Genomic DNA, 19,376 nt, shown 5'->3' with positions numbered 1-19,376 from the left:
CATTTGTAAATTCCAAAGTTACTTAAATCAAGCCATGTCAATTACATATAGTTACTTCGTGGCGCTTTTCCTTATTATTAAAAAAATTCTAAATTTATAGTTTTTTATTGTTCATAAAAAATATTTTTTCAAATAATCCCCTTAGTTTCTTCTTATTTAATAATTTTTTTACTAACGTGAAACGCTAACTTGAAGGAGGATGCACGAGAATAAATTTTAGTATATAATTTTAATGGTCTTAGTGCGGAGTTGTAGTGCAACAGTTTAAGCAGCAATTAATTGTTTTTTTAATTATTAAGAATAGGGGGTAAATCATTTGTCGTTGTTACATCTCGTTATTTTAGCACCATTTATCTTGGCCTTACTTGTTCCTTTTTTATACAAGTACATTCGTCAAGTACATACTGGTTGGTTTGTTATGATCCTTCCTTTAACATTGTTTATCTATTTAATTCAGTTTCTTCCTACTATTTCACGAGGTGAAACGATCTATTATCCACTGTCTTGGGTTCCGTCATTAGGAATTAATTTTGACGTTTACTTAGACGGCTTGAGCCTATTGTTTGGGCTCTTGATTACTGGGATTGGTACTTTGGTTGTACTGTATTCCATCTACTATTTATACAACAAGCAAAAAGAGGCGCTAAATAACTTTTACGTCTATTTACTAATGTTCATGGGGGCCATGCTTGGAGTTGTCATGTCTGATAACCTCATGACACTGTACATTTTTTGGGAAATCACTAGTTTATCATCAGCGTTATTAATCGCCTACTGGTTCCATAAAGAACGTTCAAGATATGGGGCACAAAAGTCGATGTTAATTACCGTAGCTGGTGGACTTACTATGCTAGCTGGATTTTCACTAATTTTTGTAATGACAAATACATTTAGTATCCGGGAAATAATCGCCCAAGCCGATGTGATTATTACGAATCCACTTTTCATTCCTGCAATGCTTTGTGTACTAGTAGGCGCATTTACAAAATCGGCACAATTTCCGTTCCACATCTGGTTACCAGATGCAATGGAAGCACCAACACCAGTAAGTGCGTATCTTCACTCTGCGACAATGGTTAAAGCTGGGATATATTTAGTAGCTCGTTTAACACCTGTTTTCGGTGCAGCACCCGAGTGGTTTTGGATCGTCTCAGGATTTGGGATTGTTACGTTATTATGGGGTTCAGTTTCTGCAATAAGACAAAAGGATTTAAAAGCTATTTTAGCCTTTTCAACGATAAGCCAACTAGGGTTAATTATGGCATTGCTTGGCTTAGGTTCTGCTGCCTTTCATTATGACGTAGCTGTAGTAGGTACTTTATATTACACTGCAACATTAGCAGCTGTCTTCCATCTTATTAATCATGCAACGTTTAAAGGTAGCTTGTTTATGATTGTCGGGATCGTCGACCATGAAACTGGGACTAGAGATATTCGTAAACTCGGTGGGTTGATGACCATCATGCCGATTACTTTCACTGTTGCCTTAATTGGTACACTTTCCATGGCTGGTGTTCCACCGTTTAATGGCTTCTTAAGTAAAGAAATGTTCTTTACTGCAGCCGTTAATGCTACAACATTAGACATTTTTAATATGCAAACCTTAGGTCTCATCTTTCCTATTGTTGCATGGATTGCGAGTATCTTTACCTTTGCATATTGTATGCTCATGTTCGTGCGTACCTTCTTAGGAAACTTTAAACCAGAGAAACTAGAAAAAGAAGTTCATGAAGCACCAATTGGGTTGTTAATTCCACCAATTATCCTTGCTTCATTAGTCGTTATTTTTGGTTTATTTCCAAACCTCCTTGCTTACTCAATTATTGAGCCAACAATGGCGGCAATTTTACCGGGAGTCTTAGCTGAGGGAGAACGTTTTTATGTAAACATTTATCATTGGCATGGATTTAATACCGAGCTATTTATGACAATTGGTGTCGTTATCTTCGGTGCTCTAGTTTTCTTAAACCTGAAGAAATTTGCCGAAACAACTTTCTTCTTAAGAGAAAGAGATCCGCTAAATCAGGTGTACGACAAAGGCCTTGTTGGTCTAGTATCTGGTTCTTTAAAAATAACAAACATGCAAATGACTGGCTTACTAAGAGATTATTTTGTATTTATGTCAGTATTCATCGTTGGTCTTATGGGCTACACAATGGTGAAATATAATACATTTGCGATTGATTTGAATAACGTGGCAGAAATACCACCTTATATTTTCGTTATTATCTTTGTTTTACTTGCGACTACTGTTGCGTTACCGTTTATATCACATCGGGTAACCGCTATTGTTGCAACAGGAGTTCTGGGCTTTATCGTTGCATTATTGTTTGTTGTGTTCCGTGCCCCAGACTTAGCATTAACTCAATTATTAGTTGAAACAGTTATGGTTGTTCTTTTCTTACTTGCGTTCTACCATTTACCAGAACTCAGAAAAGAAAAGTTTACACCACGCTTTAGATTAACCAACTTAGTCGTATCTATTGGTGTTGGTCTTGTCGTGACACTAACAGCGTTAAGTGTTCATGCGATGAGCTATTCTCATCCAATTCAATCAATATCTGATTACTATGTTCAAAATGCTTATGAACTAGCTGCAGGGAAAAATATCGTAAATGTCATCTTGGTTGATTTCCGTGGAGTTGATACGATGTTAGAAATAGTAGTATTAGCTATCGCAGCTCTAGCTATTGTTGTCCTAATTAGATTACGCATGACAGGGAGTGAGGACGTATGAGAAAGAACCTACTGATGCTCCATACAGTTACAAGAATTGTCGTCTTTATCATTCTTGCCTTCTCTGTATTCCTGTTTTTTGCAGGACATAACAATCCTGGTGGTGGCTTTATTGGTGGGCTAATGACGGCAGCTGCTTTACTGCTTTTATATGTTGCCTTTGATGTAAAAACAATAAAACAAGTAATTCCATTTAACTATACAACAATGATTGGTGTTGGTTTGTTAATTGCAATTGGTACAGGTGTCGCTTCAATGCTTGGAGGGTTTCCATTTTTAACTCAATTTGATCGGTATGTGACTGTTCCTGTGTTAGGCAAGCTTCATTTAACAACTGCGTTACCGTTTGATTTAGGGGTATACCTTGTTGTTGTTGGGGTAGCGTTACTCTCCATCTTATCAATAGCGGAGGATGATGCATAATGGAAATTTTAATGATTTTAACAATTGGGGTTATCTTCACTGTTAGTACGTATTTAATTTTAACGAAAAGTCTTTTACGAGTCGTTATCGGTATTGTTCTACTTAGTCATGGGGCTCACCTTCTTCTGTTAACATTAGCAGGATTTAATGATGGTGCACCTCCATTACTAGGGCAAGAAGCGGTAACTTATGCTGACCCATTACCACAGGCGTTAATTTTAACAGCCATTGTAATCAGCTTTGGTGTGACTGCATTTTTACTTGTAATTGCTTATCGCACATACAAAGTTCACAATACAGATGATTTAGATCAATTAAGGGGAAGTGCTGATGAATAACTTAGTCATTCTACCGATACTTTTACCGTTAATCGTAGGCGTAGTCTTAATATTGTTCGCTAAAAATTTAAAGGTACAACGTGTAATCAGTGGAATAACTGTCTTTGCCCTTTTAGGGATTGCGTTGTACCTAGCCCATCTCGTCTATTATGAGGGGATTTATACACTTGAACTAGGAAATTGGCCAGCGCCGTTTGGAATTGTTTTTAGTCGCTGACTTGTTTGCTACATTGATGGTTATTCTTGCTAGTGTTGTTGGGGTCGCATGTTTATTTTTTGGTTTTCAAACATTAAGTGAAGAAAGACAAAAGGGTTACTTTTTTCCTTTTTACTTCTTCTTATTAACTGGCGTTAACGGAGCGTTTTTAACAGGAGATTTATTTAACTTATTTGTATTTTTTGAAGTAATGCTTCTCTCTTCGTATATTTTAATTGTTCATGGTGGTACGAAATACCAACTACGTGAATCAATAAAATATGTAATCATAAACATCTTCGCTTCAGGATTATTTATTGTTGGTGTAGCTTATATATACGGTATTACTGGCACACTAAATATGGCTGATATTTCAGTTAAAGTAGCTGAGCTTGAGCAACAAGGTGTTTTAAATGTTATTGCGATTTTATTTTTAATCGTTTTTGGTATGAAAGGAGCTTTATTTCCACTTTATTTTGGCTCCCTAAATCTTACTTTGGTCCACCTGCAGCTATTGCAGCTCTCTTTGGTGGATTGTTAACAAAAGTCGGGATCTACGCGATCATTCGAACCTTTACATTAATTTTCTATCACGACCCTGGGTTTACGCATAATATCATTCTAATTTTAGCAGGAGCAACAATGTTCTTTGGGGTACTCGGGGCCGTTTCGCAATTTGACTTTAAACGGATTCTTTCCTTCCATATTATCAGTCAGGTCGGATATATGGTTATGGGCTTAGGTATCTTCACACGTTTGGCTATTGCTGGAACTATTTTCTACATTGCCCACCATATTATCGTAAAGTCTGCGTTATTCTTATTTGCGGGGGCTACCCAAAAGATAACCGGAACAACAGATTTAAAGAAAATGGGTGGATTGTTAAAAACTCATCCATATTTAGGTTGGTTCTTCTTCATTGCTGCAATTTCACTAGCGGGAATTCCACCATTAAGTGGCTTTTTCAGTAAGTTCGCGTTAATATTGTCAGGTATTCAAGAAGGCCGTTACATTATCGTCGCAGTTTCATTAGTCGTTGGGTTACTTACACTATTCTCAATGATGAAAATCTTTATATATGCCTTTTGGGGAGAGCAAAAGCTTACAAATGAGGAAGCGAAACAAAGAAAGGTTGGCAAATTATTACTACCAATCGTACCTTTAGTCTTCTTATCAATTATTTTAGGATTAGCTGCGGAGCCTATTTTCCAATTTTCTTTGGTAGTAGCTGACCAAATCCTAGACCCATCATTTTATATTAATTCTGTACTTAATAAGGAGTAGTTGCCATGGCGTTTCAAATCTTATTAAATATTGGTTTAGCGATAATTTGGATGCTACTTAGAAACGATTTCTCCCCTATCGAGTTTTCATTGGGTATGTGGTCGGAATAGCACTCCTCTATGTATTAAGACGATTTTTACATTTCGACTTTTACTTCCGTCGAGTTATCGCGATTATCAAGCTTATCTTATTGTTCTTATGGGAGTTAGTTCTAGCAAATATTGATGTTGCTAAGATTGTACTTAGCCCAAAGCTAGATATTCAACCTGGAATAATAGCAGTTCCAACCACATTGAAAACGGATTGGGAAGTAACGTTACTTGCTAGCTTAATATCACTAACTCCTGGAACCGTATCTATGTATTTTTCAGAAGATGGAAAGACAATTTACGTGCATTCCATTCATGTCCCTGATAAAGATGCAATGATCAAACAAATTCACAACACGTTTGAACGAGCGATCATGGAGGTGACTGAATAATGCTAAATATATCTCTAAACATAGCTCTAATCGTAATGTCAATGGCAATAGTCGTTTGCTTTATTCGTATTATAAAAGGGCCAACTATGTCTGACCGAGTAGTGGCACTCGATACAATTGGAATTACCCTGATTGGAATTATTGGGATTATCATGGTTATCCAAAATACAATAGCATACGCTGAGGTTATCCTTGTTATTGCAATCCTTGCGTTCATTGGGACAATTGCTTTAGCAAAATTCATTGAAGGAGGTGTGATCTTTGACCGAGATCGTAATTAGTGCCTTCGTGCTTCTAGGAGCCTTTTTAAGCCTTTTAGGCTCGATTGGGATTCTAAGGTTCCCAGACGTGTATGGACGCCTTCATGCGGCAACTAAAAGTGCCACATTAGGTGTCATTAGTATCATGCTTGCCGTCTTCATTTATTTTCATTTTGTCGAAGGCCTATTCAGTGGAAAGGTTCTGTTAACGATTGTCTTCGTGTTCATAACTGCCCCTGTGGCTGGCTTCATGGTTTCAAGATCTGCTTACAATACCGGAGTCAAGCTTTGGGAGAAGAGTGTCCAAGACGATTTACAGAAGGCTTTTGAAAATAAAAAGGTCAAAGGAAAAAAGGCTAGGTCATAATGCTAGAGCAGAAGTAGAATGTTGATAAAAGATTTAAGATGAGGTGCGCATATTGCACCTCATCTTTTTTGGTTTAATGTAGTTTGATCTATTGCCATGCTTTTGTAGGTCCAATCATTGACGCTATTAGCGCCTAAGTTTTACAGTTTCTTACAGATCAAGACTCTAATCACCGCTATTAGCGACCTAATTTTACAGTTTCTTACAGATCAAAGCACTAATCAGCACTATAAGTGACCGAGTTTTACAGTTTCTTACAGATCAAGACTCTAATCAGCGCTATTAGTGTCTGGATTTTACAATTTTTTTACAGATCAAAGCACTAATCAGCACTATTAGTGACCGGATTTAAACAAAAAAGAAGATTAACTCCTAAGAATTAATCTTCTAATCAACATGTTATTTATTTAGGGTAAATGCTTTACCATTACCTATTAAGACTGTCCTTCTGCTTTCCTTACTGCTTCTGCTAAAAGGTCGACGATGTGAACGCCTCGTACATCCTTTTGCAAGCCAGCACGCTCAATTCCAAGTTTCATTTGCAGTAAGCAACCTGGATTGGCTGTGACAAGGGTCCTTGCTTTTGTTGCCTTTGCATCTTCCATTTTTACATCTAATATCTGCATCGACATTTCTTGCTCAATAATGTTATAGACACCTGCAGATCCACAGCAACGATCAGCATCCTTCATTTCAGTAAATGTTACCCCCTCTATCGATTGAAGTAACTTACGTGGAGCACTGAATGTACCCATTACATTACGTAAATGACAAGAATCTTGGTACGTAACTACTTGTGGTTCTAAGACCATTCTCGGCATACCAACTTCAAGCAATACCTCCGAGATATCTTTAATTTTAGCAGAGAATGCCTTTGCACGTTCAGACCACTCTGGATCATCCTTTAAAAGGTGTCCATAATCAACCAAAAGTGCTCCACAACCACCAGCATTAGAAATAATATAGTCTGCTTCAACTTTTTCAAAGGCAAGGATATTTTCTTTCGCTAATTGTTTAGCGCCGTCTTTTTCACCACTATGGGCATGTAAAGCTCCACAACAGTTTTGCTTTTTAGGAATAACAATTTCACAATTGGATTTGCTTAAGATAAACAATGTTGAGTCATTTGTGTCCATAAACATTGTATCCATTAAACAGCCTGAGAAAAAAGCAACCTTCTTTTTAACTACGCCTTCTGCTTTAACATGCGTTGGGCGGTTATTCATCTTACTAGGTGATGGAACTTTTGGTAACACGCGCTCTATTTGTGATAAGTTGCCTGGTGCAATTTTCGTTAAATGTGTAGCTTGAGCGATTTTTTGAATACCAGTTGTTTGGTAAAACCAAAGTAAGCTACTAATCATCCTCATCCGATTTGGTTTCGGGAAGAGTTCGTTGAAAACAACATTGCGAAGCATTTTAACAGGCATACTATGCTTTTTCTTTCTTTGGATAATATCACGAGCATCTTCTAATAAAAAGCCGTATTTCATTCCAGAAGGACAAGCTGGTTCACATGCGCGGCAGCCTAAACATTGACTAAGTTGTTTTTCAAAATCCTCATCGGGTTCCATAATTCCATCAACAACGGCTTTCATTAAAGCGATTCTTCCACGCGGAGAAGCAGCTTCATTACCGCCTGACTCTCGGTACGTTGGACAGGCTGGTAAACAGAAGCCACATCTCATACAATTGATTAGCTCATCGTAATCCATACCTTCCTTCATATCGATGGCTAATTCTTGTTGTCTTTTTTCAGTTGCATTGCTCATCGATTAACCACCACCCGTTTACGCGATTCTTTTGCAAACATTTTTCCAGGGTTCATAATATTGTTTGGGTCGAAAGCCATTTTTAAAGTTTTCATAGCTTCTACACCTTCTTCTCCTAGCTTCCAAGCTAGGTAAGGTGATTTCATAACGCCAACACCATGTTCGCCTGTGATCGTTCCACCTAATTGAATAGCTTTTTCAAAGATTTCTTCAAAAGCAATTTCAACACGGTGCATTTCGTCTTTATCTCGTGCGTCAGTCATACAAGTTGGGTGTAGGTTTCCATCCCCAGCGTGTCCAAAAGTACAGATTTGTACATTATTTCGCTTTGCAATTATTTCAATTTCACGAACCATTTCAGCAATTTTAGAACGAGGCACTGTTGCATCTTCTAATATTGTAGTTGGCTTCAGTCTAGCTAAAGCTGATAGCGCCGAACGTCTAGCAGTAGTTAAAGCTGTTCCTTCTTCGTCAGTTTGAGCAATTTGTACTGATAAGGCGTTTTCTTCTTGACAGATTTCCGCCATTCTCTTAATATCTCTTTCTACTACTTCTAGCGGTCCATCTTGTTCAATAAGTAAAACTGCACCTACGTCGGTTGGTAAGCCGATTTTTGCAAAGTCTTCTACTACGCGGATGGTTGGTTGATCTAAAAATTCTAGTGTTGTAGGAATAATTTTATTTGCAATTATTTTCGAAACGGTACGGCCAGCAGCCTCAAGACTATCATAAAGCGCTAGCATTGTTTTTTTTGTTTCTGGCTTTGGAATTAGTTTTAATGTCGCTTCTGTAATTACACCTAACGTCCCCTCAGAACCAACCATTAATCTAGTAAAATCGTAACCTGCTACATCTTTTGCAAGCTTTCCACCGGTACGAATAATATTTCCATTCGGTAATACAACCTCTAAGGCAATCACGTAATCACGAGTAACACCATATTTTAAGCCACGTAAGCCACCTGAACCCTCATTGATGTTTCCAGCAATTGTTGAAATTTTCATCGAGCTTGGATCTGGTGGATAAAATAAACCTTTTGCTTCAACTGCATTAATCATATCTAACGTTATTAGTCCCGGTTGGACTGTAACTGTTAAGTTTTCTTCATCAAGTTCTAGAAGTTGGTTCATAAGTGTAAAAATCATTACGATTCCACCTTCTAGAGGGCATGTCCCAGCACAAAGGTTCGTTGCGTTTCCACGTGGTACGATTGGAATTTTATACTCATTACAAACTTTTACGATTTCAGATACATCCTGCGTATTTCTAGGTTTAATTACAGCATCTGGAAGTGCTTGGTAATTAGGCGTTGCATCATAAGAATAGGCAACCAAACTTTGTTTTGAGTCAAGGTAATTTTCTTCCCCTACGATCGCTTGTAATTTTTTCTTTGCGTCTTGACTAATCATTTTCATTCATCCCCCTATGGTTAGAAACTATAGCAAATCACTATACATCCCCGAAAAAGTTACATATAGATAACGATATGAGTAATTCGTAACTTTATTATAATTTTATAAAGCGCTTTCTTCTATAGTTTTTAACACAAAGATAAAGACGAATATCTAGTTTTTTTTGTATTATTATCTAACCTCTTTCCAAAAAGAGAGAGCAATGTAATACATAACCAAATTTTCTGTTTCTTTTAAGGAATATCCTGTCAATTCGTAAATCCGTTTTAAGCGATAATGGAGAGTATTGATATGAATATGAAGTTGTTTTGAGGTCTCTTTAATTGAAAGATTACTCTCTAGATAAGCCTCCAAGGTTTCTAATAGTTCAACTTCCTTTAAGAGAATACCCAATACCTTATCAACCACTTCTTTTCTAGTTTCATCAGTAATTTCTGCTAAAGCAACATCCAGAGTTAAATCGTCATAATTAATAAAAGAGCCACTTTTTTTGGCCACTCGTAACGCCTTTTTTGCATGATTATAGGTACAATGAAGCTTTTCTGGTACTTCAACCCTAGTTCCGATCCCGATATTGAGAGATATCCCATAAACTTCTTTTATCGTACGTTGAGCGATTTTCAATGGTGCAATCACACTATCTTCGAGATTTGTACTAGTGATCGCTTTCAGTAAGACAAAACGCCCGCTTCCCCATTGAACAAGCACATCTTGAGAATCCCCTGGAAAAAACTCTCTTAAGATTTCAATGGCTTCCCTTTCGATCATTTGATTTTCTTGCATTTTATTTTCAAGTTGAGCAATCTCAAGTAGAGCACAGCACCGGGGAATATCCATAGAAATCCCTAAAATTTCTCCTCGTTCTCTAAAATCTTCGTCTATATGCTGCAAGTGTAGCCATTCATAAACGTAGGTTTCAAGACCTCTGTATTTCGATTCTAGCTTCTCATGAGAATGCGCTTCTTGGATGATAAGTTCCGTCATTCTTTGGATAAGTTCACCAAACTGATTAACCTTACTAGGCTCTCCAGTAATCCCAATTACACCAATTGCTTTGTTATGAAAAATTATCGGTAAATTTATGCCTGCTTTTACACCTCTAAGATGATTAACATCCTCTTTTGAAATAACAATCTTACCTTTATTTTTAACAGCTATTAAGGCACCTTCATGAAAACTTCCTACTCGATTATGATCACTACCAGCAATGATGATACCGGTATGATCCACTACAATGACCTCTTCAGCTAAAATATGTGTTACTTCATTAACAATTCTTTGTGCCAATCCTGAAAGTAACTTCACCCTATTCCCGCCTTTCCTTTTGATATGTTCGCTGTCTACTTAAGCCCTATCTTTACAAGGGATACCATATTGAAATTACATAGCAGAGCTATATCAATGTTTTTTTACGCAACTACATATTCATAAAATTCATTAGCAGTTTATAAAAAGTATTACATTAAAGGGTTTGAAAAACCATGGCGATTTTTCAAACCCTTTGTTGGAACAAATAACATTCTATTTAATCGCTTATTTCGTTCCAACAGACGCCATTGGAACAAAAGCGCAAGGCGCCCGCCTATCGGCGACAAGCAAATGTTCTGTCAGATTAAAAGTGCGATTTTCACTTTTATATCTGGCAGGTTATTTGACCTCGAGCCAAGACCATCCTCGAATCAACTCCATCGCACCTTTGCGACGAGTAACCGCAGGAGCAGATGGCGCTTGAAGCTTGACACCAAGTACTAAAAACGCATATAATTTCTTATCTTTGAACAAAAAACATTCATATTCTAGCTTATTTCGTTCTAACTATTTAGTTAAATGTTCCGATTTTCAAACCTACTTGTACATCCATCGGTACCGTTAAAGAATCATCTAAGTGAATGGTACCTTTCTCAAATAATAGTACTACTGTTGAACCAAAGGAAAAATATCCAATTTCTTCACCTTTTCTCACGTTATCTCCTTTGAACGTTGGGTGAATACTATTAACATTCATCGCTCCAACCTTAACTAACGAATAGTGTTTCCCGTTTTCCATACGAATCTCAGTAATTATGCGATAATTTTTGGACAAAGGACGTTTTCCAAGCTGCAAACCTAACTCATTTACTGGATATGATTTATTACCTAATGCCCACTTTCCAACTACAGTTCCTGAAACTGGAGTATGAATTCGATGATAATGACTCGGACTTAAGTATAAAATGATATAAGTCCCTTCTTTATATTTTTCAGCCCGATTTTTATTTCCAAGCATCTCAACTAAGCTATAGTCTTGATTTTTAACATGAAAGGAACAATTTTCCGTTATCTGGCCAACGTTAGCCATTATCCCGTCTACTGGGCTGACAATACTTTTTGGCTCCTTGTTAATAATCCTTGCATCCTCCTTTAAATTTCTAACGAACAATTCCTGCAAACTGCCGTATTGATGCAAAGGCTTTTCCATTTCTGCCTCGTTAATGTTATAAACTTTTACAAAAGATTTATTGATAAATTTACTCGCTTTAGATTTTGTAAACGATTTTAATAAATATGAGTTCAAACGATTTCCTGATAATTCTACAAAAGATTGATAAATTGCTTTTTTCAATTTGCTTTCCTCCATGTCCTTAAGCACTAACCGGCTATTTTCATAGGTATTTTATAACTTTAATGGTTTAAAACAAAAAAAAGTCTGTCAATAATTGTTTACTACCTTTATAATAAATATGATACCATTATTTTTTAAAGTAAAAAATGCTTATATTCTATCTCATATGGGTAGTTTATCACAAGGAGTGATGTTTTTGTTTATCCTTCAACATCTTGATCAAACAATTAAAAAAATGAGAAGTCAAGCAGCTAACCTTTTAACCATCTTAAATTTAGGGTTAGGAGCTTTTGCAATAATATTCGTACTACAAGGGCAATTATACACTAGTTTATTATTTATTGTTTAGCTGCAGTATTTGATCGTTTTGATGGTATAGTCGCAAGGAAGCTCAATATTACTTCTGATTTAGGGAAACAACTTGATTCACTGTGTGATCTAATTTCATTCGGTGTTGCCCCTGCCTTACTGTTGTATTCTGCCATACTATATGACTTTGGTACACCTGGAGCTATTTTACGATTATCTTTATTGCCTGTGGAGCAATTCGATTAGCAAGATTCAATGTATCAGAATACCATGGGTATTTTGTTGGATTGCCTATTACAGCAGGTGGTTGTTTATTAACAATTAGCTTTTTGCTAACCGGAGCTCTCCCAGCACCAGCATTTATGTTCATAACGTTGATTTTATCGTTACTAATGATTAGTACATTCAAATAAGGAAAGTATAAAAAAACTCCCAATTTGGGAGTTTTTTCTATTGCTTCGGTTTTCCATTCACTTTTACGATGACGATACTTGAGTTCTCAATGGCCTCAAACTCGTGATCATCTTCAACTTCAAATTTCCCTAAAATACCAGGTTTTAGTATTTCTTCTTTATCACCGCTACGGAAATAAACTTCCCCCTCATTTACGATAATAATTGCCTCGCAGGGAGCCAAGTGACGAGGAATTTTTTCTCCTTGTTTCAATTGCAAGTTCATGACAATCCCCTGTTCAAATTCGAGAAGCATTCTTTTTGAAACAGGTGTTTCATAAAGGCTCGGGTAATTAATAACGTTCATGTGTATGCCTCTTTTCTTAGGTAGATTTATTGTTTCATCATTTTACACCCTTACAATACACCAGTTTGTTAATTTGTTTCAGTGAGAACAGTCACAAAGTCTTAAATAAACTATTTTCGTAACATATGACTTTAAATATTACGATCTCTTCTAAAAGATTGTTGCGATTAGCTTATAAGTCGTAATCAAGAGAATGCTTGGTTCTTCACGCTTGGCGTAAAGCTTTTGAGATTTAATAAGCCTTTGGGGCAAGTAAATTTTTCCTAAAAAAGCTTATTTAATCTCAAAATACAACCTAAAAGCAACAAAATTTTCGAAAACAGCCAAATATTAAAACTCATTCAAAGTAATCAGCATTGCTACCATTTTTTTCTACAATTTGGTAAACTTACGTTAATAAAATCGTATTTTAAGCAGGAAACTGGGGGTTTGGGCTTTTGCAAGTAATCTTATCGCACATTAATTTAGACTTTGACGGATTTGCTTCTATGATCGCCGCAAAAAAACTTTATCCAAAAGCAAAACTAGTATTACCTACAAAACAAGGAAAATCGGTCCAACGTTTTTTAGCAATCTACAGAGATTCCTTTAATTTATATTATCCTAATCAAATTGCCTGGAACACTGTGACAGAAGTTATTTTGGTTGACATTGCTTCCTTACAAAGAATTGGAGAAGTCAGTAACTATATTAATAAGGAAGAAGTCGAGTTTATTGTCTACGACCATCATCAACCAAATAGTAGTAACGTTTCTTCAAAAGTAAGCCTCGTCGAACAGGTGGGCGCTACAATTACTTTGTTAGTTGAAAAGCTTCAAAATAAGCAAATACCAATTTCTTCATTTGAGGCTACTATTTTTGCACTCGGTCTTTATACTGACACTGGTTCCTTTACATACTTAAACACGACCCCAAGGGATTTAAAAGTAGGTAGCTACCTATTAGAATGTGGGGCTAACCTGCAACTTGTTGCCAAATTTTCAGTATCACCACTTCAGGAAGAGGAACAACAACTGCTTTATTCATTGATTCAACAGAGTGAAGAGCATTTTTTTCAAGGTGTTGATATTCTTGTCGCGTATCACCAGCAGAAAGATTACACAGGTGGCTTAGCACTTCTTGCTAGAAAGGCTTTAGAAATGACAGGAACAGATGCATTAATCTTTGTTGTAGAAATGGGGAAACGAACGTTTATAGTTGGACGTTCAACATCTGATCGCATTGATGTGTTACCAATTATCCAACGACTAGGTGGGGGAGGACACCAGAAGGCTGCCTCAGCAATGATTAAAGACGGAAACTTTCAAGAAATTTTAGCCACTGTAACAAAACATATTCCTGAATTAGTTAAGCCATCTTTAACTGCAAAGATATTATGTCAAGTCCTGTTAAAGTTATATCTCCTGCAACATCAATTGAAGAAGCTGCTAAAATGATGCTTCGTTATGGACATACTGGGTTTCCAGTACTGGAAAATGGGAATCTTGTAGGTATTATCTCAAGAAGAGATATCGATAAAGCAAAACACCACGGTCTCGGTCATGCTCCAGTAAAAGGATATATGAGTACAGACCCTACAACCATTCCTTCTGGACTCTCAATAGAAGAAGTACAAAATCTAATGATTGAAAAAAATGTTGGAAGACTTCCCGTCATTGATAACAATCAGATTGTTGGGATTATCTCTAGAACAAACGTTATCGAAGCGCTTCATGGTGAAAAAATTAAGGTTGGTCAAGTTATCAATAAAAAATCACCGATTAAAATTTCCTTATTAGGTAGGATGAAGAAGTTATTGCCATCTCAGCTACTAGATCTTTTAAGAGATATTGGGGAAAAGGCTGATCAATTAGATTATCCTGCATATATGATTGGTGGTATTGTCCGTGATTTAGTCATAGGTCGAAAAAATGAAGATATAGATATAGTCGTAAAAGGGGACGGTATTTCTTTTGCTAAATTATTAGCGACTTCCATAGGGGGCAGTGTTCGAGTTCATGAAAAATTTGGTACAGCTACCTGGAAACATCCCTCTGGGTTAAAGATCGACATTACATCTGCACGTACGGAATATTATGATTATCCAGCTGCTTTACCAACTGTAGAAATGTCAAGCTTACGAGAAGACCTTTTCCGTAGAGACTTTACAATCAATGCAATGGCTCTACAAATTAATAACAACTATTTTGGTAAATTAATTGATTTTTTTCATGGCTACCACGATATTAAAAATAAAAAAATTAAGATTTTGTATAATCTTAGTTTTGTTGAAGATCCGACTAGAATACTCCGTGCTGTTCGTTTTGAACAACGCTTTGGATTTAAAATGGACAAGCAAACAATTGAAATAGCTCATATATCCGTTGATAAAATTGCGTCCACTTCAAAGCCAAGAATTGGGCATGAATTGAGCAGATTACTAATGGAAGAGCATCCAGTAGAATCTCTTGTCCGCTTAAAGGAATTAGGGGTGCTTAACTACTTAGTTGGGCCTAACAGTTGTAATGAGCAAACAGTCACCTTATTAAAGAAGTTTAAATCCTTTTTTGATGAGGTCACACTCTCAACACAAATCGAAAGTTGCGCTACAAAGCAGAATTGGATTTGTTATTTAGCTATTTTATTTTATTACAAACCTAAAGGCCTTGAAGAGGTAAGAGAATTAGCTCTGAATAATGAACAATTGCAAATCCTAAATGAAATTACCCAATTAGTTTCTGAAGATCTGAACATTTCTACTAAATTCAATTTAGGTGATATTCATTTATTATTGAGGAAATACCAAACAGATGCTATCATCTGTTATTCCATCCTGAAAGAATTGCCAGAAGAATTGTTAGTAGTAATTAAAGCTTATCTAATGACGAGAGTTTCTTTACCAAGGCTTATTAATGGAACCGACTTAATGGCTTTGAATATCAAAGCTGGACCTATTTACACGGAAATCTTACTTGAAATTGAATCTTCTTATTTAAACAAGGAGATCTTAACAAAAGAAGATGCTTTGCAATTTGTTAAAGATAAGTATTTAACTAAGAAGAGCTAGTATTGAATCCAGGATAGGTTTAGGCTAGCTAAGCTTACCCTTCATGTAACTTTTAGGAAGGCTGTTTTGGCATTGTATTTAAATTGGATCGTTATTAACCTGAAACATTAAGGTCTCAGGGCATCTTTTCCTCCTTACGACAGGATAGTGGGATTGCAAGCAATTTAAGCAACATATTTATGAAAAGAACCAATAAGAAAAAAGCTAACTCAAAGATATCCTCTTAAGAACAATACCTTTGAGTTAGCTTCTCTATGTACTTACCCTCATACCTTTTATATAATTTTCCGACTCAATCTCATGGATGACACAATTAATTTCTGCTTTCGATACTCCCTCAATCTTTTCAATTTGCTCTATGATTCTCTGGACTAATAACTGTTTTGCCTCCTTTGATCTCCCTGTTAACATAGTGATTTCTACGAAAACGAAGTTTAACTTCCCGTTTTCATGGTTACTCCTGTCATACATAGGTGCTTCATAAATAATTACTTGACCATAAGTTTCATCGATTTCTAAGACATCAAGAACAACTTTACGAACAGCTTCAGCTAATCTCCCATTTCTTTGACGGTCATTCGTTAATACCTTATGGATAATTACTTGTGGCACAGTTTTGATCCACCTTTCTAAATTTTTACTTGGCTGTTTTCCATAGCTTCTTGCTTTGATAGTAGTATAAACCTGAAACATCTTTTCTAAATAAGCAAATTATTAATGATGAAAGATGTTTTCCTTCTCAATATTAATAAAAAAAATGTAGACGAAAAGAGCCTTTATAAAACTCAAAATTCTGAATATCATGTTAATTTTACCATCATTTTCTAGTTATGTATCACATTTATAAAAAATTTTTCAGATTCCCGGTCACTTTCTAACTTAATACCCTTAATCAGATATCTTTTTTTACAAAGCTCTTTTCGTAAACATTGTGGCTTTTTAACCTAAAATAATTGAAAAAACCACCTTAGATGAAGAAATCTCCAGTAGAATTCGTAAGAAATGAGCAATGCTTACTAAATAAATAATGATATCTTAATATAAATGTGTAAAAATCCGGCTTCTGGGATTTTTACGAAAGCAACAAACTTTACGAAATCAGCCTTTTACAAAAAAAATTCTTGGAAATGATCCAAGAACCTTTGCTCTCCTACTACGATCTAGCGTGGTAGCCTAATTTTTTTAAGAGTTCGATCAGAACAGACTTCTCATCAGCTGATAGCCCACTAAAAATTAGCTCAATTGCCTCTTTATGTCGAGGAAAAATATCATCCATTAGTCCGGTACCATTTTCTGTAATAACCGCATAGGTAACACGACGATCTTTTGGACACGATTTCCTAACCAAAAGATTCTTTTTTTCTAATTTGTCGACCACATAAGTTATACTGCCACTAGATAAAAGAACCTTCTTGCCGATTTGCTGAATTGGTTGATCACCTTTATGATATAACAATTCTAAGACCGCAAATTCAGTCGGATTAAGTCCGTAAGTTCTGATATCCTCTTCTACTAGGTCGTGAATAGCTCTAGTTGCCCTTGAAAGTACAATAAACAGTTTTAATGAAACATTATTTTCTTCTAGATTCATTATAATCATACCTTTATTTTTATTATCTTGATACCAAGATAATTATACTTGATTTATATTTTCTATGTCAACCTATATTGATACAGACCTGAAGAGTCAAGCAATCGCTTTGGTCAGCTCCAGCTATTAGCAATACTCTATCTACATGGAGCTTACTTAGACATCACCTAGGGCATTTTTATAAGCAAAAAGAATGACTCAACTAGAGACATTCTTCTTATTACGCTCTTTTCTAAAATTGCAGCTATTAGCTTTTAGGTCGTAACCAAGCGAATACTTGGTTCTTCACGCTTGCGTGAAGTTTTTAAATAAGCCATTGGGACAAATAAATTTGTCCCAACCTAAAAGCAACAAATATTACGAGAACAGTATCTTATTTACTCTTTGTTATTGATTATTTAATTTGAAAATACTGGTTTGCATTGTTATAACAAATGTCTTGAACCATTGAACCTAGTAACTTATAGTCAGCTGGAGCTTCGCCGTTTTCAACCCAACCACCAATTAATTGGCAAAGTACTCTTCTGAAGTATTCATGTCTTGTGTAGGAGAGGAAACTTCTTGAATCGGTAAGCATCCCTACAAAAGTACTAAGTAACCCTAGATTTGCCAGGTCTGTCATTTGGTTTAGCATGCCTTCTTTTTGATCAACAAACCACCAACCAGATCCAAATTGAATTTTCCCCTTACCTGCACCACTTTGGAAGTTACCGCAAGCAGTTGCAATTACGTAGTTGTGAACAGGGTTTAACGTATAAATGATTGTTTTTGGCAGTTCGTCAGCCTTGTCTAATTCATTTAAGAAACCATTTAATTGTTTCGCTAATGAAAAGTCATGAATAGAGTCAAACCCCGTATCAGGCCCTAATTTAGAAAACATTCTCTCATTGTTATTACGAATTGCGCCAATGTGTAATTGCATAGCCCAATCTAATGAATGATAAAGTCTACCAAGAAACAACAATGTATAGGTTTTGTATTTCATTTCCTCTAATTCAGAGATTGAAAGACCTGTTCTCGCCTTTTGGAAAATGGCTGCCGCTTCCTCTAAAGTACACTGTTCAAACGGTAATGTTTGAATACCATGGTCAGAAACTCTACAACCCAACTCATGAAAATAATGTGCACGATTATCAATTGCAGCTAACAAATTCTCAAATGTGTTGATTTCAATTTCAGTAACTTCAGAAAGCTGATCCACATAAGAATTAAAGTCTGGTCTTGCAATTTCAACTGCTTTATCTGGGCGGAATGTTGGTAGCACCTTTGTTTCAAAGTTTGCATCTTCTTTAATCACTTTGTGGTATTCTAGGTTGTCTATAGGGTCATCTGTTGTACAGATAACTTTTACATTAGATCTTTCAATAATTTTTCGAGCAGTAAAGTCTGGTGATTGTAGTAACTCATTACAGTGATTCCAAAGTTCCTCACTTGTATCTTCACTTAGTAATAAATCTGTATTGAAATAACGCTTTAATTCTAAATGAGTCCAATGATAAAGCGGGTTTCCAATCGTATTTGGTACAGCTTTCGCCCAACGTTGGAACTTATCATAGTCAGAACCATTACCAGAAATCAATTCCTCTTCTATCCCTAAGCTTCTCATTGCTCTCCATTTATAATGGTCACCCGAAAGCCATATTTCTGAAATATTTTTAAATGATTTATTTTCTGCAATTTCCTTTGGGCTTAAGTGACAATGATAATCATAAATTGGCATTTGCTTTGCGTAGTCATGGTATAAAATTCTCGATGCCTCTGTTGGTAAAATAAAATCTTCATTTATAAACGGCTTCATGA

Annotated in this window: 15 protein-coding genes and 3 pseudogenes; 10 read left to right on the top strand and 8 right to left on the bottom strand. The window is 36.0% G+C overall.

Translation table 11 applies throughout. The features are described from left to right. Window positions 1–316: 316 nt before the first annotated feature. The 7 genes and pseudogenes from H1D32_RS19555 to mnhG all read left to right on the top strand — a co-directional run bounded on the left by H1D32_RS19555 (window position 317) and on the right by mnhG (window position 6,085). Complete coding sequence (locus tag H1D32_RS19555; RefSeq protein WP_261179897.1) at window positions 317–2,737, top strand: Na+/H+ antiporter subunit A; 2,421 nt, start codon at window positions 317–319, stop codon at window positions 2,735–2,737. Next, window positions 2,734–3,159, top strand: a complete 426-nt coding sequence (locus H1D32_RS19550) for a Na(+)/H(+) antiporter subunit B (RefSeq protein ID WP_261179896.1) — start codon at window positions 2,734–2,736, stop codon at window positions 3,157–3,159. Before H1D32_RS19555 ends, H1D32_RS19550 begins: the two co-directional genes overlap by 4 nt. Further along, complete coding sequence (locus H1D32_RS19545) at window positions 3,159–3,497, top strand: Na(+)/H(+) antiporter subunit C (protein WP_261179895.1); 339 nt, start codon at window positions 3,159–3,161, stop codon at window positions 3,495–3,497. Before H1D32_RS19550 ends, H1D32_RS19545 begins: the two co-directional genes overlap by 1 nt. Next, a pseudogene (locus H1D32_RS19540) lies at window positions 3,490–4,977 on the top strand (Na+/H+ antiporter subunit D). Before H1D32_RS19545 ends, H1D32_RS19540 begins: the two are co-directional and overlap by 8 nt. A 5-nt stretch (window positions 4,978–4,982) precedes the next feature. Next, a pseudogene (locus H1D32_RS19535) lies at window positions 4,983–5,458 on the top strand (Na+/H+ antiporter subunit E). Next, a complete protein-coding gene (locus tag H1D32_RS19530) occupies window positions 5,458–5,739 on the top strand; it encodes a Na(+)/H(+) antiporter subunit F1 (RefSeq protein ID WP_261179894.1) in 282 nt (93 codons plus the stop codon). The pseudogene H1D32_RS19535 and the gene H1D32_RS19530 overlap by 1 nt, the downstream one beginning before the upstream one ends. Next, window positions 5,720–6,085 carry a monovalent cation/H(+) antiporter subunit G gene (mnhG, locus tag H1D32_RS19525; protein WP_261179893.1) on the top strand — a complete coding sequence of 122 codons (366 nt, stop codon included), beginning with the start codon at window positions 5,720–5,722 and terminating at the stop codon, window positions 6,083–6,085. Before H1D32_RS19530 ends, mnhG begins: the two co-directional genes overlap by 20 nt. Window positions 6,086–6,519: 434 nt before the next feature. On the opposite strand, the gene H1D32_RS19520 is transcribed toward mnhG, so the two are convergent. The 4 genes from H1D32_RS19520 to H1D32_RS19505 form a co-directional block, all read right to left on the bottom strand. Further along, a complete protein-coding gene (locus H1D32_RS19520; RefSeq protein ID WP_261179892.1) occupies window positions 6,520–7,857 on the bottom strand; it encodes a (Fe-S)-binding protein in 1,338 nt (445 codons plus the stop codon). Then, complete coding sequence (gene glcD / locus H1D32_RS19515) at window positions 7,854–9,266, bottom strand: glycolate oxidase subunit GlcD (protein WP_261180013.1); 1,413 nt, start codon at window positions 9,264–9,266, stop codon at window positions 7,854–7,856. The genes H1D32_RS19520 and glcD overlap by 4 nt, the downstream gene beginning before the upstream one ends. 174 nt (window positions 9,267–9,440) lie before the next feature. Beyond that, the gene (locus tag H1D32_RS19510; RefSeq protein WP_261179891.1) at window positions 9,441–10,574 is read right to left on the bottom strand and encodes a CdaR family transcriptional regulator; all 1,134 of its coding nucleotides are present in this window, start codon (window positions 10,572–10,574) and stop codon (window positions 9,441–9,443) included. 514 nt (window positions 10,575–11,088) lie between these two features. Beyond that, complete coding sequence (locus H1D32_RS19505) at window positions 11,089–11,871, bottom strand: phosphatidylserine decarboxylase (protein ID WP_261179890.1); 783 nt, start codon at window positions 11,869–11,871, stop codon at window positions 11,089–11,091. Between the two features lie 196 nt (window positions 11,872–12,067). Between H1D32_RS19505 and pssA the strand changes: the two are divergent. Beyond that, window positions 12,068–12,593 (top strand): annotated as a pseudogene (gene pssA / locus H1D32_RS19500) (CDP-diacylglycerol--serine O-phosphatidyltransferase). 37 nt (window positions 12,594–12,630) lie between these two features. On the opposite strand, the gene H1D32_RS19495 reads toward pssA, so the two are convergent. Further along, on the bottom strand, window positions 12,631–12,939 hold the full coding sequence (locus tag H1D32_RS19495; protein ID WP_261179889.1) for a cupin domain-containing protein: 309 nt from the start codon (window positions 12,937–12,939) through the stop codon (window positions 12,631–12,633). A 437-nt stretch (window positions 12,940–13,376) separates the two neighbouring features. Between H1D32_RS19495 and H1D32_RS19490 the strand changes: the two genes are divergently transcribed. Both H1D32_RS19490 and H1D32_RS19485 read left to right on the top strand, forming a co-directional pair. Next, window positions 13,377–14,375, top strand: a complete 999-nt coding sequence (locus H1D32_RS19490; RefSeq protein WP_261179888.1) for a DHH family phosphoesterase — start codon at window positions 13,377–13,379, stop codon at window positions 14,373–14,375. Beyond that, complete coding sequence (locus H1D32_RS19485) at window positions 14,315–15,985, top strand: CBS domain-containing protein (RefSeq protein WP_261179887.1); 1,671 nt, start codon at window positions 14,315–14,317, stop codon at window positions 15,983–15,985. Before H1D32_RS19490 ends, H1D32_RS19485 begins: the two co-directional genes overlap by 61 nt. A 252-nt stretch (window positions 15,986–16,237) precedes the next feature. On the opposite strand, the gene H1D32_RS19480 is transcribed toward H1D32_RS19485, so the two are convergent. The 3 genes from H1D32_RS19480 to uxaC form a co-directional block, all read right to left on the bottom strand. Next, window positions 16,238–16,597, bottom strand: coding sequence for a tautomerase family protein (locus H1D32_RS19480; protein ID WP_261179886.1), 360 nt, complete (start codon window positions 16,595–16,597; stop codon window positions 16,238–16,240). A 541-nt stretch (window positions 16,598–17,138) separates the two neighbouring features. Beyond that, window positions 17,139–17,576: a MarR family winged helix-turn-helix transcriptional regulator gene (locus H1D32_RS19475; RefSeq protein ID WP_396126252.1), complete on the bottom strand. Its 438-nt coding sequence runs from the start codon at window positions 17,574–17,576 to the stop codon at window positions 17,139–17,141. Window positions 17,577–17,970: 394 nt separating this feature from the next. Beyond that, complete coding sequence (gene uxaC, locus H1D32_RS19470; protein WP_261179884.1) at window positions 17,971–19,374, bottom strand: glucuronate isomerase; 1,404 nt, start codon at window positions 19,372–19,374, stop codon at window positions 17,971–17,973. Window positions 19,375–19,376 lie beyond the last annotated feature (2 nt).

The sequence above is a fragment of the Anaerobacillus sp. CMMVII genome, assembly GCF_025377685.1.
GTDB lineage: Bacteria > Bacillota > Bacilli > Bacillales > Anaerobacillaceae > Anaerobacillus.
Note: the sequence above shows the minus strand (reverse complement) of the source record. Positions and strands in the feature narration are given on the sequence as shown.

What these genes read in the sequence shown, in the direction of transcription:
- uxaC (WP_261179884.1), bottom strand. Translation starts at nt 19,374, where the DNA reads ATGAAGCCGTTTATAAATGAAGATTTTATTTTACCAACAGAGGCATCG.
- glcD (WP_261180013.1), bottom strand. Translation starts at nt 9,266, where the DNA reads ATGATTAGTCAAGACGCAAAGAAAAAATTACAAGCGATCGTAGGGGAA.
- H1D32_RS19475 (WP_396126252.1), bottom strand. Translation starts at nt 17,576, where the DNA reads ATGAATCTAGAAGAAAATAATGTTTCATTAAAACTGTTTATTGTACTT.
- H1D32_RS19550 (WP_261179896.1), top strand. Translation starts at nt 2,734, where the DNA reads ATGAGAAAGAACCTACTGATGCTCCATACAGTTACAAGAATTGTCGTC.
- H1D32_RS19530 (WP_261179894.1), top strand. Translation starts at nt 5,458, where the DNA reads ATGCTAAATATATCTCTAAACATAGCTCTAATCGTAATGTCAATGGCA.
- H1D32_RS19545 (WP_261179895.1), top strand. Translation starts at nt 3,159, where the DNA reads ATGGAAATTTTAATGATTTTAACAATTGGGGTTATCTTCACTGTTAGT.
- H1D32_RS19495 (WP_261179889.1), bottom strand. Translation starts at nt 12,939, where the DNA reads ATGAACGTTATTAATTACCCGAGCCTTTATGAAACACCTGTTTCAAAA.
- H1D32_RS19520 (WP_261179892.1), bottom strand. Translation starts at nt 7,857, where the DNA reads ATGAGCAATGCAACTGAAAAAAGACAACAAGAATTAGCCATCGATATG.
- H1D32_RS19485 (WP_261179887.1), top strand. Translation starts at nt 14,315, where the DNA reads ATGTCAAGTCCTGTTAAAGTTATATCTCCTGCAACATCAATTGAAGAA.